This is a genomic window from uncultured Victivallis sp., assembly GCF_944391105.1.
Taxonomy (GTDB): Bacteria; Verrucomicrobiota; Lentisphaeria; order Victivallales; family Victivallaceae; genus Victivallis.
On the sequence record NZ_CALXSK010000042.1, the window covers coordinates 1 to 23,256 of the forward strand.

Annotated in this window: 17 protein-coding genes; 7 read left to right on the top strand and 10 right to left on the bottom strand. The window is 56.9% G+C overall.

Going from position 1 to position 23,256, the window contains the following annotated elements; genetic code table 11:
* The 6 genes from Q0K10_RS12125 to nrdG form a co-directional block, all read left to right on the top strand.
* Positions 1-367 (top strand): hypothetical protein (locus Q0K10_RS12125; RefSeq protein WP_294507425.1); only part of this gene is annotated, 367 nt, incomplete at its 5' end.
* Positions 368-768: 401 nt separating this feature from the next.
* The gene (locus tag Q0K10_RS12130) at positions 769-2,241 is read left to right on the top strand and encodes a sigma-54 dependent transcriptional regulator (protein WP_294507427.1); all 1,473 of its coding nucleotides are present in this window, start codon (positions 769-771) and stop codon (positions 2,239-2,241) included.
* On the top strand, positions 2,238-5,666 hold the full coding sequence (locus Q0K10_RS12135; RefSeq protein ID WP_294507429.1) for a DUF262 domain-containing protein: 3,429 nt from the start codon (positions 2,238-2,240) through the stop codon (positions 5,664-5,666). The genes Q0K10_RS12130 and Q0K10_RS12135 overlap by 4 nt, the downstream gene beginning before the upstream one ends.
* 27 nt (positions 5,667-5,693) lie before the next feature.
* Entirely contained in the window at positions 5,694-6,029 is a 336-nt protein-coding gene (locus tag Q0K10_RS12140; protein ID WP_294507431.1) for a hypothetical protein, read from the top strand.
* A gap of 158 nt (positions 6,030-6,187) precedes the next feature.
* Entirely contained in the window at positions 6,188-8,350 is a 2,163-nt protein-coding gene (gene nrdD / locus Q0K10_RS12145) for an anaerobic ribonucleoside-triphosphate reductase (protein ID WP_294507434.1), read from the top strand.
* Between the two features lie 86 nt (positions 8,351-8,436).
* Positions 8,437-8,955 carry an anaerobic ribonucleoside-triphosphate reductase activating protein gene (nrdG, locus tag Q0K10_RS12150; protein ID WP_294507436.1) on the top strand — a complete coding sequence of 173 codons (519 nt, stop codon included), beginning with the start codon at positions 8,437-8,439 and terminating at the stop codon, positions 8,953-8,955.
* Positions 8,956-9,031: 76 nt separating this feature from the next.
* Here the strand turns inward: nrdG and Q0K10_RS12155 are convergent, their stop codons facing one another.
* The 3 genes from Q0K10_RS12155 to Q0K10_RS12165 are packed head-to-tail and all read right to left on the bottom strand — an operon-like array spanning position 9,032 to position 14,388.
* Positions 9,032-10,342, bottom strand: a complete 1,311-nt coding sequence (locus Q0K10_RS12155) for an FAD-dependent oxidoreductase (RefSeq protein ID WP_294507438.1) — start codon at positions 10,340-10,342, stop codon at positions 9,032-9,034.
* Entirely contained in the window at positions 10,343-13,447 is a 3,105-nt protein-coding gene (locus Q0K10_RS12160) for an alpha-amylase family protein (protein WP_294507440.1), read from the bottom strand.
* Between the two features lie 8 nt (positions 13,448-13,455).
* Positions 13,456-14,388, bottom strand: a complete 933-nt coding sequence (locus tag Q0K10_RS12165; protein WP_294507442.1) for a DUF1559 domain-containing protein — start codon at positions 14,386-14,388, stop codon at positions 13,456-13,458.
* Positions 14,389-14,888: 500 nt separating this feature from the next.
* On the opposite strand from Q0K10_RS12165, the gene Q0K10_RS12170 reads away from it, so the two are divergent.
* On the top strand, positions 14,889-15,752 hold the full coding sequence (locus Q0K10_RS12170) for an AraC family transcriptional regulator (RefSeq protein WP_294507444.1): 864 nt from the start codon (positions 14,889-14,891) through the stop codon (positions 15,750-15,752).
* Between the two features lie 52 nt (positions 15,753-15,804).
* Here the strand turns inward: Q0K10_RS12170 and Q0K10_RS12175 are convergent, their stop codons facing one another.
* The 7 genes from Q0K10_RS12175 to Q0K10_RS12205 all read right to left on the bottom strand — a co-directional run bounded on the left by Q0K10_RS12175 (position 15,805) and on the right by Q0K10_RS12205 (position 23,211).
* A complete protein-coding gene (locus Q0K10_RS12175) occupies positions 15,805-17,058 on the bottom strand; it encodes a Y-family DNA polymerase (protein ID WP_294507446.1) in 1,254 nt (417 codons plus the stop codon).
* Positions 17,055-17,615 carry a flavin reductase family protein gene (locus Q0K10_RS12180; RefSeq protein ID WP_294507449.1) on the bottom strand — a complete coding sequence of 187 codons (561 nt, stop codon included), beginning with the start codon at positions 17,613-17,615 and terminating at the stop codon, positions 17,055-17,057. Before Q0K10_RS12180 ends, Q0K10_RS12175 begins: the two co-directional genes overlap by 4 nt.
* A complete protein-coding gene (umuD, locus tag Q0K10_RS12185; RefSeq protein ID WP_294507451.1) occupies positions 17,612-18,043 on the bottom strand; it encodes a translesion error-prone DNA polymerase V autoproteolytic subunit in 432 nt (143 codons plus the stop codon). The genes Q0K10_RS12180 and umuD overlap by 4 nt, the downstream gene beginning before the upstream one ends.
* Before the next feature lie 272 nt (positions 18,044-18,315).
* The gene (locus Q0K10_RS12190) at positions 18,316-18,882 is read right to left on the bottom strand and encodes a hypothetical protein (protein WP_294507453.1); all 567 of its coding nucleotides are present in this window, start codon (positions 18,880-18,882) and stop codon (positions 18,316-18,318) included.
* 65 nt (positions 18,883-18,947) lie between these two features.
* Complete coding sequence (locus Q0K10_RS12195; protein WP_294507455.1) at positions 18,948-20,675, bottom strand: hypothetical protein; 1,728 nt, start codon at positions 20,673-20,675, stop codon at positions 18,948-18,950.
* A 26-nt stretch (positions 20,676-20,701) separates the two neighbouring features.
* Complete coding sequence (locus tag Q0K10_RS12200) at positions 20,702-22,162, bottom strand: hypothetical protein (protein ID WP_294507457.1); 1,461 nt, start codon at positions 22,160-22,162, stop codon at positions 20,702-20,704.
* The gene (locus tag Q0K10_RS12205) at positions 22,162-23,211 is read right to left on the bottom strand and encodes a hypothetical protein (RefSeq protein ID WP_294507459.1); all 1,050 of its coding nucleotides are present in this window, start codon (positions 23,209-23,211) and stop codon (positions 22,162-22,164) included. Before Q0K10_RS12205 ends, Q0K10_RS12200 begins: the two co-directional genes overlap by 1 nt.
* Positions 23,212-23,256: the final 45 nt, after the last annotated feature.

Below are 23,256 nucleotides of genomic sequence, written 5' to 3' on the forward strand. Positions count from 1 at the left end.
TTCTCTCGCCTTTAAGCTGAAGCTATTCGGCTACATACCGGCGCAGCCGGTAGTTTTTTTGCGCTTAAGCAATATAACAAAAGGAGTGCTGCAAAATCGAAAAATTCTGCAACACTCCTGCGAAGAAATCAGCTCCTGCTCACGGAAGCTCGCACCACTTTTTGAACTGCTTGCAACTTCCTGCCGTGGTGGAACTGGAAAGGCAGCTGAAATGCCGCAACTTGCAAGGCTGGCTGCCCGTTTCACATTTCACCCGCAGCGGCCGGGAACCTCTTACGAGCTCCCGTTCCCCGTCCCAGAACTGACAAAGTCCGCAAACCTTTGCTCCTTCGCAGCGATGTTCCATTTTCGTTTCCTTTCTTTTTGATTTTTGCTCTGCGTCCCGTTGAAAATACGGTGGGATGCCTTGTTGATTTCCCGCAACCTGCGAATTACTCATAACCTTTTCGTCAGCAGTCGCGTTTTTTGAAAACTTACGCAAGAAAAATTAGCAAAATCCGTGCCACTTTCAGTTTGGGCTCGCATCCATCGAAAAAACCGACGACAGGCGCTCAATAAATGACCACATCCGGTCAATTTTCAATCCATGCGCATTCGGAACGCACCCCCCTGAACCAAAATCGCCGCCGATTTCCCTCCGGATTTCCCGTTGGCATAAAATCTGCTCATAATCGATCCCGAATGAACCGGATCTATTTGAAAATCCCTTTTCGACAAGTTAGATTACAACAAATGATGATATATATATATATTTGAGGATTGGCGACGATGGAGACTTTGATTCTGACCGGCTGGGGTTGGAGCGATTACGCCTGTGCGGCGGCGCTGGCGCTGCGCCATTTCGGCAAAGCGGACATCCGTGGCGTGAGCACCCGGCGGCTGCCGGAGCTGCTGAACGAAATTTCCGGATACAAAACCATTCTGATTCTGGGTGTCGGTTTGACCGGCAATCCGGAACTGCTGCAGAAAGGGGTGGAAAAACTTCGCGCCAAAGGATGCAATATCCGATGGATCAGCGCGTTGCCGTTTCCGGAAAATCTGCCGGATCCCTTGCGTATTTTACTCAACCCCTTCATCGACGAGGACGGCGTAACCGCCGCAGTGTCGAACTGTTTCGGAATTCCATACGATGATCTGCTCCCGCTGGTCCGGGAGGAAAACGCCACATCGGAGCTCCGGCAATTCCGGCAGCTGCTGGAGGCGGCGATGTACTTCTACCGCAACTATCAGGAGGAGAAGCCGTACAGCGATGCGATCCGCCACATCGCCCAATGCGATCCCGAATCGAAGTGGTCCGATTCCGAGCGGCAGATGCTCGAACATTACAAGCGGTTCGGCAACCGGGAGCTGGCCGGGAAGAGCCATGCGATGCAGGAACTTCTGCATAAAATCAATCTGGCCGCCCCGCACGACCATGCCCGGGTTCTGATCTTCGGCGAGAGCGGAACCGGCAAGGAAACGGTGGCTCTGCAGATCCACAACAAGTCGCCCCGCAGAAACGAGCCTTACATTACCTTCAACTGCGCCTGCGTCGCGTCACACCTGCTCGAAAGCCGTTTCTTCGGCCACGAAAAAGGGGCGTTCACGGGGGCGACGGAACGAAAGCGCGGACTTTTTGAACTTGCCGACGGCGGAACGCTGTTTCTCGATGAAATCGGCGAACTTCCGCTGGAAGCGCAGGGGATTCTGCTCCGGGTGCTCGAGGGGGGACGCATCATCCGGCTGGGCGGCAGCGAGGAGATCGAGGTGAATGTCCGGCTGATTGCGGCGACCAACCGCGATCTTGCGGCGATGGTGCACGACGGGAAATTCCGGGAAGATCTGTTTCTCCGGCTGAACGTGATACAGATTCTGGTGCCTCCGCTGCGGGAGCGTAAATGCGACATCGAACAGATCGCCAACGGCTACTGGCTCAAGCAGCACAAGCACCGGCTGACACCGGAACAGGTCGAAGTTCTGAAAACATACGATTATCCGGGCAACGTCCGGGAACTTTTCAATCTTCTGGAGCGGGCCTCCGTTCTGGACGAACAGGATTTCTCCCGGCTGCTTGCAGAACACAAACAAATGACGGCGAGTCTGGCTCCCGCTGCGGCAGCCGAGCTTCCCGACGAGCTCGATGCGGCGACCCGGCTGCATGTGCGTCATGTATACGAAAAGTACAACAACAATCTGTCCCGTGCCGCCGCGGCGCTGAAAATCGCCCGCAACACGGTCCGCAAATATCTGGAGGAAGCATGAAAACCGTTGCCGTCGCGTTGAAAAAAGTTCAGGAGTTATTCAAGCTCCATTTTCTCATCCCGTTTTATCAACGCGGATACCGCTGGAACGAACGGCAGATCAAGCAACTTCTCCTGGACATCGATTCGTTTCAGCCCACCGGCGGGAATTTCTATTTTCTGCAGGCTCTGGTAGTCGTAAAAACAGGCGATGCCTCTTACCGGGTGGTGGACGGGCAGCAGAGATTGACCACTTTGCAACTGATTCTGAATTACCTTGATGAAACTTCGCCCATTCAGATTGCTTACGAGCGGGGAGAAGCGACGGAACAGGGGCTCGACTTTTTTTTCAAGAAGAAGGCAGAGGAATGCATCAAAGAGTTTTTCAAAAACAAGACGGCCAAGGACAGGGAGGAATTCCGGAATAAAGTTCAGGACCAGTGCCGCTTCCTCTTCTACGAGATCCCGGCAGAGAAGGAACAGCAGACGTTCCGCGAACTCAACAGCGGAAAAATCTCCGCAACCGACTCCGATCTGGTGAAATATCTGCTGCTGAAGCCCGGTTCCGACGAGGAAGCCGCCGTCACGCATGCCCGCGCCGAAGAGTGGGACGAAATCGAACGGAAAATGAACGACGACGCATTCTTCGCATTCATGACCCCGCGCAACACCTGGCGTGAAGAGGATCGCATGACGATCCTGTTCCGATACGCCGGTTTTACCGTTACTCCCGGGATGGAGGTTTTCCCGTTCCTGATGAAGATCGAGGAAGAGCTCGAAACCTCCTCCCGCGCCGAGGTCTGGAAGAAGATCAGCGCGGCCTTTTATCTGCTCGAGGAGTGGTTCCGTGACCCGCTCCTCTACCACGCGTTCGGCTGGTACGTTCACCGGCGCGGCGGTTCCGCTCCCGGAAAACTGGAGGAAACACACTGGAGAGAAGAACTGAAGGAATCTGCCCGTTATCGCATTCCAGCCCCAGATGAAACAAGAGACGATTATAAGCAGGGGAATGATCCGCTCCATCGTTATCTGCTGCTTCACAACGTTGCCTGCTGCTGGAATCGGCAGACGCGTTACGATTTCGTCCGCCACCGCCGGGTCGGGGTCTGGTCGCTCGAACACATCTTCGCCCGAAATCAGCGAGATCTGACGAGCAAAGAGGAACTGGAACAATGGCTGCGGCTGCCGGGGTGTACTCAACAGCAATGGGAAGAATACCAGCAGAAGTGCCGGAACAATCAAGGCAACGCCTGGCTCGCGAAACAGCTGGGAAAAAAATATCCGGCGGAGGAAGTGGACAACTCCATCCGCAATCTGGCTCTGCTTCCGCAGGATGCGAATGCCTCTTTCAACAACCAATTGTTTGAGGGGAAAAAAGAACTTGCCACTCAATGGGCAAAAAACAACTGGACACCCTACTGGATCCCGCCAGCGACAGAAGCGGTGTTTCAGAAATCCCTGCCGGGAGTCACAGACGTTCCCTATTGGTCAAACGAAGATAAAGAGGCGTATCTCAAATGCCTGACGAGTTCCATCAACTCCTTTGTGGAAGCCGTGACCCGACGCTTTTCCGAAGAAGAACCCGAGCGCTTTTTCGAGTTGCTGACCCGGTACCGGGTGGAGATTCCCTGCATTCAACGCCATTACGTGCAGGGCGCCGATACGCCGCGCGCCAGGGACGTGCGGACGAATTTTATCGAGACGCTCTATTCCGCCTGCCGAGAAGGGACTCCCGTTCCGTTGCATTTCATCTACGGGCCGGTGAAAGACGGCGTCTTTACGCCGGTCGACGGGCAGCAGCGTCTGACCACGCTCTGGCTCTTCGCGAGATATGCAGCGGAACGTTCGTCAGCGGAAAAAAGATCCGCCGTGCTGCCGCGGCTTTCGCGTTTCACCTATGTGGAACGCCCCTGTGCGGATCAGTTCTGCCGGGCGCTGACGACTCAGGCCATGGGCTGGCAATCCGACATCGATCCGGCAGAATCCATCCCTGCCCAACCGTGGTTTCAACAGGAGTGGAAGCTGGACACGACGGTTGCTTCCATGTTGCGGATGCTCTCGGCCATCCACGGGAAATTTAAATCCGACGTACCGGAAAAGATCGAAAAGATCTGGGATTGTTTGCAGAATCAAATTACGTTCCAGCTGTTGACCGGAAACTTCCCGGATGATATCTATCTGAAGCTGAACGCCCGCGGACTTCAACTGACCCAGTGGGAAAACTTCAAGGGGCAATTCGCCGGACAGCTTGATGAACAATCCCGTTCTATTTGGAACGAGAAGATCGAAAAACTTTCCGACGCCTTTTTCATCCATGCGAAAGCTCTCCCCGACGACGCCTTTTTCGCGTTGGCGGCCAGGCTTGCGGTCGTACAGGCACACATGCAGAACCGAAAATGCAGCGACCAGATCGAAAAACTTGCGAACCAGACGAACTGGAATGCAGAGCTGCCTTTTGTCCCGTTCCATGAGTTCACGGAGATTCTTCCGGAGGCAGCCGGAGACGAGTTTGCGATCCATTATCTGCGGATGATTGAGCAAATTCTCCCAAAGAACGAGGAGGAGGAGACGGCACAGTTGCCCTCGCCCTACTGGCAGGACGGACGAAATCTGCTGCAATCGGTATTTTACCCGCAAAACAGGAAAGAGCGGGAGTTGTCGACGCTCCTGTTCTTCTATTTCGCCCAAAACCGGACTCCCGCCCCGGAAGATTTCCAAAAAGCACTGCGCTGCATGTGGAATATCCTTGAAAACGTCAGTGTGAACCCGCAAAAGCCGTATGCTCACATTGCCAGCTTCCGGGAACAGTTCATCAACCGGCGCGGCCCCTCTCTGTATCGGCATGAGAATCAGGATAATATCACGTCCGGCGAGGTCTCCCAGTGGGAGGAGGAATCAGTCAAAGCGGCCATCTATGCGGGAAAAGGCGGCGATGCCGACCTTGCGTTGCTCCAGCAGGCAGAGAACAATCTGCACGGCCGCGTCCGGCTGGGAATTTTCGACCTGTCCACCGGGAAACCCGAATTCAACCGGGAACGGCTGGAAGAACTCAACAAGCTGTTTGACAAGTGGAAGGAGGAAACGGCCCGACGGAAAATCGTTCTGACAATCGTGGCCGCCTCCCCTTACGAGTTGAAAGATGAGATCAAACTTGCGACGGATGACGCCGATCTTCTCTCGCTGCTGACGAACCGGAACGACAAGGCGCTTCAGAAGCCCCTGTTTGAGTTGCTGGCGAACCGGAACGACAAAGGTCACGATCCAGACGTGCCCAAAACGTTTCTTCTCCGGGATTGGCGAGAATCGATTCTGACGCTCGCAGAAGCAGAAGAAAGGAAAAGCGCGACGGTTTCAATCTGGAGGCGGGTTCTGAAAAAACACAATCGCGGGGGCTATTATTTGTACAACTCCGCCTCGATCCGGGGAGCGCTCCCGGTCGGCGACTGACGGATCGAACTGCGTCCCGATGGGAAGTTGAGTGAATCTTATCGAAAACTGCGCGGAAAGAACGAACCGGACTGGGATTTTCTGCCCAACGACGGGGATTCCCACAACGAACATTTGTGCAACAACACCGTCATGCTCTACCTCCAGCCCGATAAGATCACCGTGCGCCGGAAAAAAGGCGACACGTTCGGCGACCATGAGACGCTCTGGCCGCAGGCGGATGCTCCGCGCTCTGAAACAGTCTGGGAAGAAATCGCAAACGTCTTTCAGAATTCGAACGGGGGCGATTGCGCCGCTCCCGCAGCGGAAAAAGAATCGAGGGCGGTCCTCCGCATCCCGGAAAAAAAGCCGTGTCGCTCCTGAGGTTCCTGCGTGCAGCAATCAGAGGTTCGTTCCTCCGGATTCCAATTCAAAGTGAAAAAAAATGGTTTTCCGCGATTGCATTTTCTCCGGAATGGTGTATCTTATGGCCACAACATATTGAAATAAACAATTAAACCAACACAATATATAGTAAAAAAATGAAGATCATCAAAAGGAGCGGAGCGGAGGAGGAGTTTTCCGTCGCAAAAATTCTGGCCGCCGTGACGAAGGCCAACCAGACTGTGGAATTCAAAAACGCGTTGACTGCACAGCAGATAGATGCGATCGGCGAGTACGTTTCCGGCATCTGCAAGGCGCTCGACCGGGCTTTGTCGGTCGAGGAGATTCAGGATATCGTCGAAACCCGGATCATGCAGGCAGGCGCTTTTGAGGTCGCCAAAAAGTACATCACCTACCGGTATATGCGCAACCTCGTCCGGCAGGCCAACACCACCGACAACCAGATTCTGAGCCTTCTCGAATGCAACAACGAGGAGGTCAAGCAGGAGAATTCCAATAAAAATCCGACCATCAACAGCGTTCAGCGCGATTATATGGCCGGCGAAGTCTCCAAGGACATCTCCCGTCGGCTGCTGCTGCCTCCTGAGATCGTCGAAGCTCACGAACAGGGTCTGATCCACTTCCACGACATGGACTACTTCGCGCAGCATATGCACAACTGCGATCTGGTCAATCTGGAGGATATGCTGCAGAACGGCACCGTGATCTCCGGCACACAGATCGAGAAACCGCACAGCTTTTCAACCGCCTGCAACATCGCGACCCAGATTATCGCGCAGGTCGCCAGCAACCAGTACGGCGGGCAGAGCATCACGTTGACCCATCTTGCGCCGTTCGTCCAGGTGTCGCGCAACCGTATCCGCACCGAGGTTCAGGAGGAGTTTGAATTCGCGGGGGCGGCAATCAGCGCGGAACAGCTCAACGCGATCGTGGAAAAGCGCGTGCGCGCCGAAGTCGCCCGCGGCGTGCAGACCATCCAGTATCAGGTCGTCACGCTGATGACCACCAACGGGCAGGCTCCCTTCGTGACCGTCTTCATGTACCTGAACGAAGCGAAGAACGAACAGGAAAAAAAGGATCTCGCAATCATCATTGAGGAGGTTCTCAAGCAGCGTTATCAGGGCGTCAAGAACGACGCGGGGATCTACATCACCCCGGCTTTTCCGAAGCTGATCTATGTGCTCGAAGAGGACAACATCGACGAAAACGGCGAATACTATTATCTGACCCGGCAGGCGGCGAAATGCACCGCCAGACGGCTGGTTCCGGACTACATCAGCGAGAAGAAGATGAAGGAGCTCAAGGAGGGCAACTGCTTCCCGGTGATGGGATGCCGCTCCGCTCTGACTCCGTGGCGCGACGCGAACGGCAACTACAAGTTTTACGGCCGTTTCAACCAGGGCGTGGTCACGCTGAATCTGGTGGATATCGCACTGTCGAGCGAAAAAGACATGGACCGTTTCTGGAAGATTTTCGACGAGCGGCTCGAACTTTGTTACAAGGCTCTGATGTGCCGTCACAACCGGCTCAAGGGGACGCTTTCGGACGCGGCGCCGATCCTGTGGCAGCACGGCGCCATCGCCCGGCTCAAAAAGGGGGAACCGATCGATCCGTTGCTGTACAACGGCTACTCCACGATCTCGCTGGGATATGCGGGGCTTTGCGAATGTGTCCGCTACCTGACCGGCAAGAGCCATACCGATCCCGAAGCAACTCCGCTGGCGATCCGGATCATGGAGCATATGAACGCCGCATGCAACCGCTGGAAGAAGGAGACCACCATCGGCTTCGGCATCTACGGCACTCCGCTGGAGTCGACCACCTATAAATTCGCCCGCTGTCTGCAGAAGCGGTTCGGAATCATCCCCGGCGTCACCGACCGGAACTACATCACCAACAGCTACCACGTCCATGTTTCGGAGAAAATCGACGCTTTTGAGAAACTCGCCTTTGAGGCGAAGTTCCAGTCGCTCTCGACCGGCGGTGCGATCAGCTATGTGGAAGTTCCGAACATGCAGAACAACATCGAGGCGGTGCTTCAGGTGATCCGCTTCATTTACGACAACATCATGTACGCGGAGCTGAACACCAAGAGCGATTACTGCCAGGAGTGCGGCTTCGACGGCGAAATCGAGATTGTCAAGGACGAATCCGGCAAGCTGATCTGGCGCTGCCCGAAGTGCGGCAACACCGACCAGAGCAGAATGAACGTCGCCCGCCGCACCTGCGGCTACATCGGCACACAGTTCTGGAATCAGGGACGCACTCAGGAGATCCGCGACCGCGTGCTGCATTTGTGACGCCTGCGTTCCGGCCGTGATCCGGCGGCTTCGTCCGGACGCAGCCGGACACGGCTTTTCCGGCAAAAGGAACAGGAGGAACACCGATGAATTACGGTACGATCAAATCGGCGGATATCGCCAACGGCGACGGGGTGAGGGTTTCGTTGTTCGTATCGGGCTGCACCCACCACTGTCCCGGCTGCTTCAACCCGGAAACGTGGGATTTCAGCTATGGCGTTCCATTCGACAGCGAAGCGGAAGAGCGCATCATGCAGCTGCTGAACCGTTCCTACATCAACGGGTTGTCGCTGCTCGGAGGCGAACCTTTCGAACCGGAGAACCAGTGTGCGCTTCTGCCGCTGATCCGCCGCGTCCGGGCCGAACTGCCGAAGAGGGATATCTGGGCGTATACCGGCTATATTTATGACCGCGACCTGCTGCCCGGCGGTCGTGCGTACTGCGAAGCGACCGATGAACTGCTCGATGCGCTGGCGGTTCTGGTCGACGGTCCGTTCATCGAAAAGCGCAAGGATATTTCACTGAAATTCCGTGGCTCAGACAACCAGCGGCTGATCGACATGCCGTCCAGCCGCCGTTGCGGAAAAGTTGTACTGCTGGCGTGATGGCTCGACCCCGCCGCCGGAATCGGCCATTGCCGGGGCGAGAATCCGTTCTGCAGCTCAGGAGCCGCAAACCGCGTCACCGGTCCGGCAGAACGCCTCCGATCCGGCGGATGCGCTCCTGCAGTTCGCCGGCAGGCACCTCGGCGGAGGAACAGCCGCGGTCAAGACTGAGCGTCGCAGCCGCTCCCGCAGCCTGACCGGTCAACATGCAGCCGGGGATGACGCGGACCGAAGACTGCATCGCCCGGTCGGTGCTGATGCACCGCCCCGCCACAAGCAGATTATCGATGCCGCGCGGAACCAGAGCCCGATAGGGGATGCCATAGTTTTCCCCGGGCCGGTAGCGGGTCTTTTGAATGTTCTCCTCCACGCGACGCTGCGCCTCGGGATCGGCCTGTGAAGCGTGGATGTCGACCGGATAAGCAAAACGCCCGATCTCGTCCGGGAAAGAGGCCCGCGATTCGTAATCCGCGTAATTCAGGCGGTAGATTCCGTCGATCCGACGCGATTCGCGCACCCCGAGCAAAGGCGCGGTCTGCACGAGATCGCACTTCGCGAACCCCGGCACATGCTCCCGGTAGAACCGGTGATAGAGTTCCGCGATCTCCCGTCCCCGGACGTAACAGCGGGTCAGATCCTCCTCGTTGAGTGTATCGACACCGTAAATGTGTCCGAGATTGCCGGAGGCGCTCCCGTTCCCGTAGGTGCAGACGCCGACGAAGTGGTGCTCGTCGAGCGGGGCTTTGCCGGCTTTCAGGAGCCGGTGCCAGATGTCGAGATCGTTCCCGTTTTCAGCGATCGACGCGCGGTAGGCGGCGATATCCACGTTCGAAAACTGAACACAGAGAGTCGGAGCCATGGTATCTCCGTTCTCATCGCCTTTGTGGAATGGAACTCCGGCCAGCGCGGCGACCGCCGCATCCCCCGTGCAGTCGAGAAAGAGTTCCCCCTCGATCTTTCGGAGTCCTCGCGGAGTCGATACGATGAGTGCGCCAATGCGCCGTTCCTCGACCTCGGTTTCGACCGCCTTCACTCCGTAATAGAGCCGGATTCCGGCTTCGAGAATGCGACGGTCGTAGATCCGCTTCATGATCTCGGGATCCACCTCCTGCCACATGGGATTCATTTCCGGAATCCCCATGCGGGAACAGCACTCCTCGACGATCGAGCGGCAGATCTCTCCGGCAAGCATCTGAACGCCGTCGCTCTGGCAGATAACGGCGGGAACCAGTCCCGCAGTCCCCAATCCACCGGGCGTTCCGCTCTGTTCGACCAATGTGACTTTTTTTCCGAGCCGGGCGGCCGCGAGCCCGGCGGCTATGCCGGCCGGACCGGCTCCGGCGATCACGATTTCACTCCGGTTCAGAACCGGAACATCGAAAAACATTTACTGCACCTTCTTCATTCTGATGATCTTAAGCTCTCCGCCACGAACGTTGAAATCAACGCCTGCGGCAAGTTGTTCGCTGGAACGGCTGCCGAGCTCTTCCGCAGCGGTCGCATCCGTGAGACTCCAGTTCCCCTTCGGCAGGCGGATCTCCACCCGTGCCGTGATCTTTTTTCCGGAAACCTCCGAGAGATGCGGATTCCCGCTGCCCCAGCTTTTTCCGAAGAGATAGAGATGATACTCTCCCGCCGGCGTCTTCCGCAACGCCGTTCGCATCATGCCGTTCGACGGGCGTACCGGACGGGAGAACGCATTCGCGCCGAGGAGCGGCATGAGTTCCCGTCCCCAGTCGATCGGCTTTTCCCGCCAGACGACCCGCCCCTTCTCCAGCCGGAACTCGCTGCCGGGAGCGGCCTTTTCGCCGAGCAGTTTCCGCATCGTCCAGCTTTCGCGGCCGTTTTCGTCATACCGCCCAGTTTCTCCCATGAGAATCAGCGTCCCGCCCTGCCGGACGAATGCGGCAAGCCGCCCGGCGGCCGCGTCCTCCAGAATCGGGGAATCGTTCAGCACGATGATCTTCTGCCGGTTCAGAATCTCCTGCCGCGCGCTGTCCGTCAGGAGCGACATCTGCAAGTTATTGGAAATCACACAGTTCAGTGCCTCGGCAAAACCATTTGTATTCAGATTCGCCCAGTCGATCCACATCGTCGAGCGCGAAACGTTGACCATGCTCCGCATTCCGAACATCAATGCGCCGTTGGCGGTCACAAGTTCGCTGCGCCCGAGATTCCGGACCGTTCCGGCCAGCTTCGCCGCCGTCCGGGAAGCTTCAAGCGCCTCCTGCTGCGTCGGGCCCGGCGTAAAATGGCGCCCCCACATGATGTTCGTTCCGCCCGTCATCGAGCCGTAAGCGGCCTCGGTGAACATGACGAAGTTCAGTGTCGGACTGAAGGGCGGCAGAGCGAAACTCTCGCCGATCAATGGAACTTCCGCATGCATCGCCTGCGACTGCAGAAACGCATGAACCGGCGCATCTCCTCCTCCGAAACAGAGTTCCGCACCATACTGCCTGTAAATCGGCAACATGCGGGAAATGTCCCCGATCCCCATTCCGGCATAGCTCTTGATCGGCTGGGTCGCCCCCGCGGAACGAACCGCCGAAAAAATCCGCTCAAAATAGGAATGCACCACGCTCTGCCGGAACTCCTCCCACGCCAGATAGAGCGGCCGCAGGTCCGGTTTCCCATTGAAAACCGGCCGGGGCGGCTCGACCAGATCGTAGGAGTCGACCCCGGTCTGGGAAAGCGGAAAGTTTTTCTCCCGCAAATAATTGCGAAACGCATTGACCGTGGCGGAGTCATACCCGACCACCAGTCCGTTGCGCGAAGCGTCGCTCCAGAAACTCTCGACCCCCTGGGAGAAGTTCCATCCGGCGACCGTCGGAGAATTCCGGTAGGTCGTCACGATTTTCCCGATCGTGTCGCACAGAGCCGCCACCGTCCGCTCCGAACACGGGCTGAATTTGCGCGTGAAACTTGCGCTGTAGTGCATGTTCTGCCCGTTCTGATCCAGCAGCTGGTCGTACCAGAGCCACTGCGGCAGATGGTCGAGATGGATGAAGAACGTCAGCGTCACCCGAACCCCCATGCGTTCGGCCAACCGCAGATACCGGTCGATCACCGGATACTGGATCTCCCCGCGAACCGGTTCGATCTCCGACCAGTAGAAGCTGATGCTCCAATTGCTTGCGTTTGCGGGAAGATGGTCGACAAATCCCTCCTTCAACGCACGTTGTGTCACGGAGATCGTTTCGGTCTCGTCGAGCGGGAAAAATTCAGACGGCAGCCGGGGCGTCCCCTCCTCCGGCTTCTTTTCACCGGCGAGCCGTACCCGCACGATGCGCCGGTCGACGATTTTTCCGGCCCGTTCGAGCGCAAGCTCCAGCCGGGCAACCGCCGGGACCTCCAGCTCCGCCGGAACCGGAATCGCCGTTTTATCCACCGTCCCGGAACCGCGCTTTTCCCTGCAGGGATCGAACCAGGTGTAATGAACGAGGTCGCCGGGGAGCAACTTCGCCTTCAATTCCAGTTTCCCGCCAGGTGTTGCCTCCGCCAGCGGTTCCGCCTCGTCCGGGAAAAGCGCCGAAAGCGCGGGCGCCTGAGTCGCCGGAGCGGTCTTCACCGGCGAAAACAGCACCAGATAAGAGAGTTTCTGCCGTTCCAGCAGCGCCCCGGCCGCATCGAACAAATGCAGGTCGATCCAGTAGTTTCCATTCGGCAGCGACGGCAGAACCAGATCCGTCTGCCGGAGAGCAGCCACCTCTTCCAGATTCAGCTCAAAATTGTCGTAGATTTTCCCTTCGGAATCATAGATCATTCCCCGGATTCGCCGCGTCTGCGGATTCTGGCAGAAGAGCACCAGCGGCAGCGCCGCCTCCGGTTCAACCCCGGCGTGGGCAAGACGAAAGCCGCTGAACGCCGACTGATAACTCAGATCTTCCGCCACATCGCGCAGCGTCCAGGCCCAGGTGCGCGGCGCGGGACGTTCCGTGCTGCTGAATATGACGTCACCGAACCGGTAGCCGCCGCTCGAGAACGGCAGAAGTTTCAACATAATCCCCTTGAATTTCCGCACCTTCTCCGGATTCGACTCCGTTCCGAAACTTCTCAGCGCCGCTGAACGCGGCTGAATCTCCCATTCATAGAACGTCCAGGGACTGTCGCCGCTGGCGGGTGCACTGTAAAGATTCATCTCCCCGTCGGGTTCCTGAATCAGCAGATTGACTTCACACCAGGACGAACCGCGCGAGCGAATCCAGTACCCGATCCGCTTCGCAGTTTCCGGAATCACCTGATCCGTTTTCAGCAGAATGGTCTGGTTCTTGTTGCTGCGCGCTGGGTGACAGAAAAGCAGCGGCCCCCGCGTAATACTCTGCCCATCCTGAATCTCAACTTTCTGAAGCGCCTTCCCGTCAACAACCTCCACCGCATCCGCCCGAAACGGAAAACACACGGTATCCGGTGACGGCCGCAGTTCCACCGCCCCGGCAACCGTGCCTGATCCCAGTACCCCGGCGGCAAACAACGATCCAATCCATCTCTTCATGCTGTCCTCTACTTTTCGAATTTCCACATTTCCCCGCCGCGCAGATAGGTTTCCCCCCAGCGGTAGGAACTGACGTGCCCGTCGGCCATCAGATAATTGCTTTTCTGATTATGAACTTCCTCCGTGAGCATGTTGTTCGCTCCGGCCACCCGGCTCGGATCGCTGCCGAGCGCGTTGTTCACGTAATTGTCGTTCCGCGGCCGCTCTGCCAGCAGAATCGTGTTGGACGCACTCCGCACCCGCCCGAACGAAACACTGTCATTGCTGCCGCCCGTCGAACCGGAATCCGGCGTGACGTTGCCCGAATCCCTGTTTTGCACCATGTAGGTCAACGCATACGTGCAGGGAGCAACCGTCGTCACGCTGCGCGCAATCTGATCGGTGGGACAATGAAAGAACTTCACGTTCTTCATGTATTCCGCGGCGTTGGAATCCCCGTAACTGACCCCGCCCAGATAAGGCATGATAAGTCGCGCCCAGCGGTAGGAAACCCCCGCCGGGGCATAATAGACCGGCGTGAACACTTTGCTGTCCTGGCTGTACAACGCATAAGCAAGACCGAACTGCTTGAGATTGTTCACGCACGAAATGCTCTTCCCCCGCTCGCGCGCCTGATTCAACGCCGGCAGCAGCATCCCCGCCAGAATCGCGATGATCGCAATCACCACGAGGAGCTCGATCAAGGTGAACGCCGCTTTGACCGTTGCTGGGCTGTGGGAGGCGGGGGGCGTTTCCGCCTTCCTGACCGTTGCTGGGCCGTGGGTAGCAGGGGGCGTTTCCGCCGCCCCCCGCACCCCCTGCGTCCGGCAAGGTGCCGGTGCCGGGTACGGAGCGGTCCCGGACGTGGCCGCGGTCGGCCGACGCGAGGGGAAAGAGCCGCCAAAACGCGAACGGCTCTTCCCGCTTTTCTGCGGAAAGACCCATTCGCGTTTTGGCTCCACTTCGCCGCTTGCCGAGCGGAAACTTTGTTGCGGGACGATGACTGGCCGATGGGGAGTTTGATGGTTGTTCGGTACGGGGAGAGACGCGGCTTTCCCAGCCGCTTTCTCTCCCCCGACCCCCTCTCTTGACTGCCGGGTGCAAACAAGGGAAGAATGGTTTATTTGACAAGTTTTCACCACGAAGAGCTCGATCAAGGTGAACGCCGCTTTGACTGTTGCTGAGCCGCGGAAGGCGGGGTGGGAGCTCGCCACCGCTCCAGACCGGGGGGAACAGCTCGAAGTCGAACCGAAGAGAATCCGCCATCTCTTTCCCGCGGAAAAGTTAGTTGAAACAAGATGGTTATGTCGCCTCATTTGCATTTCCACTCCTTTCAGATCGCTGGTACCCAATCGCTGACTCGAAATTCCATGCTATATATTATGACTCCTTTCCGGCTTGATTTCATTCGTTTTCATGCTATATTTTATCAATATTCTGCTATATAAATATTTTTTTAAATATGATTGTTGCAAATACGACCCATTCTCTGAATCTGCTGCGGGAACGGCTCGCACAGATTTCCACGCTGACCGGAACCCAGTGCATCTGGAAGGTGACCGATGCACTTCTGCCGGAAGAGGAACTTCCGCGCATTTGCTGTTATCACGACAACGCCTTCTGTTCGTGCGTCAAATTTGCGAGCCGCGCGGAACAGCGGTGCATCTTGAACGACGGATACGACATTCCGCACCGAATGAGCCACGATCCGCAGGCGTATGTGAAAGTCTGCCATGCGAATGCCGCGGAAGTGTTGGTTCCATTCAGCTTTTCTCCAAAAGGATGCGTGGGAGTCATCATGGTCGGACCATTCCGACTGGAGGGCCGGGAGTGCCGCTATCGGCAGGGCAGAGAACGCTATCACGCGCTTCCGTTGCTGACACCGGCGCTTGAACGGGCGCTTTTTTCGCTCATTCCGGTCGTTTTCGGAGATCTGTTGAAAGGCGTCTACGTAAATCTGACCGGGAAACTCCCGCGAATCCCGACCGATGAACGGATTCTCAAGGCCCTCGATGAGATCAATCGCAGATTCCGTACCTCACTGAGCGTCAGCGAAGTGGCTGGCGAAGTGTTTCTGAGCGAATCCCGTTTCATCCATCTGTTCCGCGCCGAATGCGGAATCAATTTCAGTGACTATCTGCTGGATCTTCGACTGAACGAGGCCAGAAGGTTTCTGCTGAGTCCCGCCTGGGACATCCGTCAGGTGGCAAACCACTGCGGATTTGGCGGCCAGAGCTATTTTGCGGCCTGCTTCAAACGCAAGTTCGGCATTTCGCCGTCCCGCTTCCGACGCGAGGCGATGGAACGGATTCAGCCGGAGGTATGATTCTCCGGCCTGTACCGGAGGACAATCCCGGGGCATCCGGGCATGTCATCGATCATTTAACGACCGGAAGCTGTTCCCAATTCGTCGTATAGCTCGGACTCAACATCTCGCGCTTCATCTTCCACGTTTTTTTTACGCCTTCGGCAAGATGAAACACGCTGCCCCGGCCGAACCGGCGGTTGATTTCATCCACAGCCATCGAAAGCTGGTCGCTTTTTTCACGATCCTCTTTCGAAAAGAGATCCGGCTGCCGGATTGCGGCGGATTCAAGACCGAAAAACATGATGCCCGCTTTTTTGTACCGCCGCCCCGGCAGGAAAATTCCGCGCAGTTTCGGCCGGATCGCCCGAAGCATCGCCGCGGTATCAAAGGTCGGGACCTCAAAAGTGACGGTAGTCCCGCTCCAGCCGCCCGGCCGTGCCACCGGCGTATATTCCGGGTAATACTGGAAATAGACATTGGCGCCTGCCGCGCTCTGCTTTTCCCGGCGGAGTTTCTCCGCCGCCTGCGCCGTATAATGCGCCACAGCCTCGGAAAGCTCTGAGAGTTCGACAACCGGATACCCGAATGAACGCGAACAACTGATGCTTTTTGAGAGTTCCTCCGGATTTTCCTGCACGAAAAGAGGCTCGCCCCGAAGTTCGAGAGCGGTTTTGGCGAGCGTGACGTTGACCCGACTCCGCAGGGATCCCTCATCCGCGGCCGCGAGCTGCCACGCAGTGCGGATTCCGAGCGATGCAAGTTTCGGAGCAAGACGCCGTCCGACCCCCCACACCTCCCCGACCGGGAGCTCTTCAAGCACGGGGCGCGGCTCCTCCGGCATGACAAAAACACCCGACGGCAGTTTCTTGCCGATGTGATTGGCGATTTTGGCAAGGGTTTTACTGGGTGCAAATCCCACTCCGCAGGGAATGCCGATCCACTTCAAAACGGCCTGTCGAATCCGGGTCCCATACTCGAAATACTCCGTGCCGGCAGGGAGATTCAAATGAATGAAGGCCTCATCAATCGAATACTGCTCCACCTCCGGAGAAAACTCTCCTAGCACGGCAATCACGCGCCGGGAAATATCGCCGTAGAGCTCATAGTTGCTTGATTTCAAAATCAATCCGATTTGCGCAAGACGCGGCTTGAGCTGAAATCCGGCCGCTCCCATCGCGATCCCGAGCTCCTTGCACTCCTGCGACCGGCTGATGACGCAGCCGTCGTTGTTGGAGAGCACGGCAACCGGCTTCCCTTCAAGCGATGGATCGAAAATACGCTCGCATGAGACGTAGAAGTTGTTGCCGTCCACCAAGCCGATCATAGGAGTTTCCGGCCGTCCCGGAACGCCGTGCCGACCACCTCGCCGAGCTTCCGGTATCGATGGTTGACCGGATCGAAGGTGATCGGTTCAAACTTCGACGGGTCGATTTTTCCGTCTGAATCCAGAATCCGTTCATCGGCGCTGACGTTCACGATTTCTCCAACCGTGCATCCGGTTTCCGGATCGTAACTCACAAGTCGACATTCGAGCGTCATGGGAAGCTCGTCGATCACGGGAGCGTCGACCAACTCCGCCCGGTGTGAATGAAACCCGGCTTTCCCGAGTTTGTCCGGTTCATTTTTTCCGGAGACGAGTCCGACGAAATCACACTCCACCACGTGCGCCGCATCACCGACGCTGACAGTGAAGACCCGTTTCGCGAGCAGATTCTTCGCGGTCTGATGGCCAGGATCGATGCAGACGCCGATCTGGTTGGTGTCGTGAATTCCACCCCAGGCAGCGTTCATCGCATCGGGAGTCCCCGCTTCGTCATAGGTTCCGACAATCAGAACCGGCATCGGATAAAGCCATGTCTGCACACCGAAATTTTTTCTCATTTCTGATTTCCTTTCCCGCTGTTGATTTTCACGAACTGATGAATGACCGCGGTCACGACACCGAAGATTTTGAGTTCCATCCCCTCGGAGAAGGTGATCGGTTTGTATTTCCGGTTGGCGGCCTCAAGATACCACTGTTCGCCGTCAGTCCGCAGGAATTTGACCGTGAACTCGTTATCGACACAGGCGATGACGATCGACCCCTCCCCCGCATGGAGGCTGCGGTCAACCACAAGAATGTCGCCGGAGCGGATTCCCGCACCGGTCATCGAGTCTCCCGCCGCGCGGACAAAGAAGGTCGCCGCCGGACGATGCACGAGCAACTCATTCAGATCCAGCGGTGACTCCACATACTGTTCCGCAGGCGACGGGAATCCCGCCGCAACGGGCGAACTCATCAAAGGCGGCTTATCGTTTTCCCCGGTCATGGTCCTATTCTCCTTTTTCGCAGATAATATACCATGATTCCGGCAAAATAAAACCCGGGAAGCGGCTACGCCGAAAAAATCCGGCATGTTGCAGTGACTCCGCGTTCCCGGTTCTCAAGAGAAATCAGATAAAATATCCCGTACCGATGAGAACAGCCTGAGCATGTTCGCCATCTCCCGTTTCTGTGAAGCAAACCGTCATCGTCTCCACCGGGTCACGGTCACGGTTCGCCCCGGCATACTGAACCGCCCCCCCCGGCGATACCCCCCTTTCAATTTCCGTCGCCGGCTGTCATCGCCTTTTCCAGATCGGCCAGGCGATAGACCAGCGCATAGCGGTAAAGACCGGTATCGTCATCGAGGCTTTTTTCCACCATCCGGTTTCTGAGGCGGAAATTGGCCGGGAGCTCCGGATATTTTTTCCGCAGCAGGTCGGCCGCACGCAACATGGCGGTGCCCTCCAGATACCGGAGTTTCTCCCGATTGGTATCGATGACGACAATCACAAACACAAGAGAGTCATGCTCGTATACGCCCTGTTGGGTGACAGCCGGACTGGATGCATAAATTTTGCGGGCTTCTGCGTACTGCCTTTCCGGATTTCCCCGATAAGTCGGCGTAAACAAAACTGGCTCAGGAGGAGCCGGAAGCTCAGGACGCTCAGGAGGAGCCGGAAGCACAGGACGCTCAGGAGGAGCCGGAACACTCGACGGCGGCTCCGTCATCGCGGACTTAACCTCTCTGTTTTCGCAGGATGCCGGTTCTTTCTCGCTCCGGTCAATACTCGCACAGCCCGTCAGCAGCACACAACACCCCAGAGCCGACAGCAGAAACTTCATGGGAACCTCCTCAAAAAGGGGAGGAGAATGAAATCCCCTCCCCCGGTGTTTTTACCATAATTCGATCAGAAGTCGTCACTGACGTCAACGTCTCCGCTGAACGTTCCGGATGTGGACTGCTTCTTCCGGGCCGGAGCCTTCGAATTTCCACGATTGATGATGTTGGTTCCCCTCACCGGTTTCTTCACCGCCTCGCGAGCCTCCACTTCATCATCGACCGCTTTTTTCTGCTCATTGTACCCTTTCTGGAAATCCTCCGGACGGTTTTCGGATGCCTTGACCGCAGCCTGATTGGCGGCATCACGACCGCGTTCGACCGTCTGATAACGGTTATCCATCACCTTCGTGGCATAGTTGATCTTCTCAATCTCCAGCGCGGCTTTGGCGGCATTGGGATTGATTCCGTACACCGCAACATAGATCGTGCTTCCGGTGATCGGGTGGACCACTTCGTCACTGTACAGCTTCTGCATACCGCGGATCTTCTTCTTGCTGAAGGACTGGGTCAGTTTTTCCGCATAACTTTCCGCGACAACATCGCGCTGCACTTCATCATTACCGCGGCTCTCGAGCGCACTCTGAGCCATCTTATAGCTTTCCACATCGGCCCACAGACAGAAAGCCGCCATCTGCTGGGCATACATTTCCGCGATCCCCTTGTTTCTCCGGCGGGCGCTCGACGAGAGATCATCATCGTAAGCACGGGCGGTCACGCCGAGGAACCAGCGATTGCCCTTCGCATCGACATATTGACGAGGACCGATCATCGTTGCGGGATTCTGGTCTTCCAGCCAGTCCTGCACACTTTTCCCGTTCGGATTCGGTTTGATGTGGAACTCCTCTCCGGTCACGGTAGCCCGGGCCGCACGCTCCAGCGCATAGCTCCAGCACAACATCACGGCAACCTGATAATTGCCCGAGTCCTTGTCCCAGGATTCAGTCTGCATGATTACTGAAGAGCCATAGAGCGGCATTCTGGCCAGTGATTCAACGGCACTTTCCTGACGCTCCCGAACCTCTTCCTGCATGGCTTCGGCTTTTTCCGTCAGCTCGGCATATTTCTTCTGCGCGACCTCAAACTCATTTTTGGCCGCTTCGTACCGGGCCTGAGCTGCTTTGTCACGCGAATCGGGATCATATTCCGCGTCCAGCTTCTTGATCGCTGCGGCCATCAGATCGTTCAGACGATCACCGAAGGTGGTGCCGCGAAGCACATCAGCCTCGGCTTTGTCCACCTGCTCCAGCATGGAAACCAGAATCTCCTTCTGCCGGGCGAGTTCCACATTGAGTTTTTCACGCTCAGCACCCAGCGCCTTGTTGACGTCGGTCCCCGGCATATTGACCAGGTCAATCGCGGACATCTCCTGATTGATGGTCTGAATAATCGCAACCTTCGCCGTCAAAACCGCTTTCTTGGCGGCCATTTCACGCTTGATGAAGAAGGAGGAGTCAGTGGCGGGATCGGCGGTCTTGAACTCGGCAGACTCAATAACGATCGTACGCTTTTTGTCTTCATCCCACCCCTCGCTCCACTTCTTTTTCTTGGCGAGCTGCCTCAAAACCTGTCTGGCATTTCTGAATTTCGGCTCCGCGGGAGCCGGCTCACTTTCCTGAGCCTCACGAACCGCTTCCACACCGCCGTCCGTCACTTCCTGCGGCGGCATCTCCTCGGACTGTGCGGAGCTCTCGACCTCGGCGCTCTCCTCTTCGACTTCCTGTGCAGGAACCGGCAGCGGCGCGCCGAACGCCAATCCGATGCCGATCAGAGGAATGATCCATCTTTTGTGTTCCATTGTAGTTCTCCTTTGTTGTTGAAAGGTTAATAGGCCATTTGCAGCCGGTTGGTTTCCACTGCGACAATGGACGGGATCCAGCTCTTTTGCGGAATCTCTTTCTGCAACCGGAATCTCAGCGCGTCTGCAAGATCCTCCATCTTCCCCTGGTAATCCGCAGAGATGGTCACGGTCTGGGAGACCGCATCGATCCTGCGATTCACGTTGCTGCAGCCGGGCACCATCTCAAGCGCCTTGCAGAGCAGCTCCAGCGCTTCCGCGTAAGCGGCGGAATAGTTGTCGATCACCACCGTGACCTCCCGCCCGGAAGAAGCCATCTGCCCGATCATCCGGTTCAACTCCTTGTGGAGCGGTTCCCGGATCTGGGCGAACGCCTTCTCCGTCGCAATCTCCTTCTGCCGTTCACCGGAAGCGTGAAATACCGCGGCCCGGCGCGGATCGTTCTTCTGCGACAACAGCTCCCGCCCGGTATTCGCATCGCTGATCCGAATCCACAAACTCAGCTGAATCCCGCTCACACCGCTGGCCGGATGACGGAGCTGCCGATAATCCCCGATCGCATCGATCAGATAATCCGCCTTGCTCTCATCCGGAGAAAGTTTCAGCCCGAGCCCGACAAAAAATTTGGCGAAGGTCTGATAGAGATCCTGATTGTCGCAGCGGAGGCAGAACACCGGGTCGCCGAACGATTTCAAATATGCGCTGTACGACTCCAGCAACTTGTCCTTCGCAACCCGGGCGTAGATCGCGGTGCGGTAACACCCCTCGCCAGGGCCTTCCTCAATAACCCGATACTCTTCCACAAAACCGGCGGCATGCGCAAAAATCCGCGAACGAGCCCTCTCATTGTCCTGGACCTGCGTATTCGCCGCAAGCGATGTGCCCAGCACCTGCTCGACCGCCGAACGCAACGCCGACTGCAGAGATTGCTGCTTCGCCAGATCAAGCCGCCCCTCAACCACATACGCAACACCGATGGCAGAAACCGTATCAGGAGGCGCTTTCGCGATCTGCTCCTGCAGCTTGCGGGAGAGATCCATTGTGCGGCTGGTCACAAAACAGACCGCCCGAATCCCTTTTTCCGTTCTCTGAATGTCATACAGCGAAACACCGCGCAGAAACTGGTTTACGTTAACCGAAGTCATCGACTCGTAAAATTCCCGGCTCTCGGTCTTCCCGTTGACATCCTCCACCCTCGTTTCCACGCGATCGCTGGCGGAAACCTCCTGGCCGATGAAAGCGGCGATCTCCTTTTTCCCCTGCGCCAGCGCAAGTTCCGAGGCCTCTGCATTGGAAATTTTCCCATCGAGTTCCAGATCGACCAACACAATGACATAGGCTCCGAACTCCTCGGAAACCCCGCCCGCGCAGGTCTGTCCGTCCTCCTGCATCTGTTTTACGCAGGCGCGCACATCAAAAGACGCCTCCGCCGCGCAGAGCACTGCTCCCGCCAGAAACACTCCCAGCCATGCGATCAACTTGAACATCAGCGAGCTCTCATGCTTTCATCGAAACTGTCTTTATACTGATTTTCCCACTCCGGCGGAGTGGCCATCCCGATTCCGACGGCGTAGAGTTTGTTGTTTTTCAGCCAATTACGATCTTCCCGAATCTCTTCGATGATCGGTTCGGCATCCTCGTCGTCGTCATTCCACTGCATGATCTTCAAGCTGCTGGTCAAATCGGAGGGGGAGGCCACCGCACGAGCCACCGGCACATCCACCCCGGAGACCGACGCATAGACCGTCATAACCATATCTTTGCCCACACCGTGCTCAAACCCCTTGTCCAGGGTCATGCGGGTGCTGAGCATACCGGTGATCTGTCCCCCCACCGGATAGTAGTTGCCGAGCTTGTTGGCGGCGACCGCAATCGCTTTCATCGCGGCATTGTAAATCGCCTGTTTTTCATCCTCCTCGCTGTAACCCCCGACACGGCGGCCGCCGAGACCGAATTTGACCGCCCGGGCGGTGCGGCCCGTGGCCTTCTCCGCGAATTTCACCTCGCCGGTCCGGATGTCTTCACAGTTGAAATCGCACTCCACCTCGTAGATCAGCAGGTCGTCGTACTTGCGTTCCGTCTTTTCCTTGCTGACGGTGATCGAGGCGCTGAGAATCAGATCCATCTCCCTCGGATTCTTGTCGGGAACTTTCGCCTCGCCGACGTCCGCAAGCGACTGAAACAGAACCACTCCCCCGCGGTTGTGCGCCGAGAAAACCGAAAAACGTTTCAGCTTCGCCATCTCCGTCTGAAGCCGGGCACTCAAGGTCTGCACAACGTTCGGAGAAATCTCGCCGGCCTTCACCCCGATGTCATTGACCGCCACTCCGAGCAGCAGCTTTCTGAAATTGTTTTTATTGTAGTTGGCAGGAAGCGTAATCGGCTGATCCTTCACCTGTTCGTACGAATAAGTCGCATGAGTCGGGTCCAGAGCGATATCATCCGAGGAACAACCTGCAACCAGAATCGCGAGGGAACTTCCCAGACAGATCAAACCATATTTCAGATTTGATTTCTTGTAGATTCTATTCATCATTCAACCGTTCTTAGTATTTCGCGAAAAAGAAAAACAATGCCGGCG

Bases quoted from the DNA above. Each gene is read 5' to 3' on its own strand.
- Q0K10_RS12175 (WP_294507446.1), bottom strand. From the start codon at position 17,058: ATGATCGGCTTGGTGGACGGCAACAACTTCTACGTCTCATGCGAGCGT.
- nrdD (WP_294507434.1), top strand. From the start codon at position 6,188: ATGAAGATCATCAAAAGGAGCGGAGCGGAGGAGGAGTTTTCCGTCGCA.
- Q0K10_RS12205 (WP_294507459.1), bottom strand. From the start codon at position 23,211: ATGATGAATAGAATCTACAAGAAATCAAATCTGAAATATGGTTTGATC.
- Q0K10_RS12180 (WP_294507449.1), bottom strand. From the start codon at position 17,615: ATGAGAAAAAATTTCGGTGTGCAGACATGGCTTTATCCGATGCCGGTT.
- Q0K10_RS12160 (WP_294507440.1), bottom strand. From the start codon at position 13,447: ATGAAGAGATGGATTGGATCGTTGTTTGCCGCCGGGGTACTGGGATCA.
- Q0K10_RS12200 (WP_294507457.1), bottom strand. From the start codon at position 22,162: ATGTTCAAGTTGATCGCATGGCTGGGAGTGTTTCTGGCGGGAGCAGTG.
- Q0K10_RS12190 (WP_294507453.1), bottom strand. From the start codon at position 18,882: ATGAAGTTTCTGCTGTCGGCTCTGGGGTGTTGTGTGCTGCTGACGGGC.
- nrdG (WP_294507436.1), top strand. From the start codon at position 8,437: ATGAATTACGGTACGATCAAATCGGCGGATATCGCCAACGGCGACGGG.
- Q0K10_RS12130 (WP_294507427.1), top strand. From the start codon at position 769: ATGGAGACTTTGATTCTGACCGGCTGGGGTTGGAGCGATTACGCCTGT.
- umuD (WP_294507451.1), bottom strand. From the start codon at position 18,043: ATGACCGGGGAAAACGATAAGCCGCCTTTGATGAGTTCGCCCGTTGCG.
- Q0K10_RS12170 (WP_294507444.1), top strand. From the start codon at position 14,889: ATGATTGTTGCAAATACGACCCATTCTCTGAATCTGCTGCGGGAACGG.
- Q0K10_RS12195 (WP_294507455.1), bottom strand. From the start codon at position 20,675: ATGGAACACAAAAGATGGATCATTCCTCTGATCGGCATCGGATTGGCG.
- Q0K10_RS12155 (WP_294507438.1), bottom strand. From the start codon at position 10,342: ATGTTTTTCGATGTTCCGGTTCTGAACCGGAGTGAAATCGTGATCGCC.
- Q0K10_RS12135 (WP_294507429.1), top strand. From the start codon at position 2,238: ATGAAAACCGTTGCCGTCGCGTTGAAAAAAGTTCAGGAGTTATTCAAG.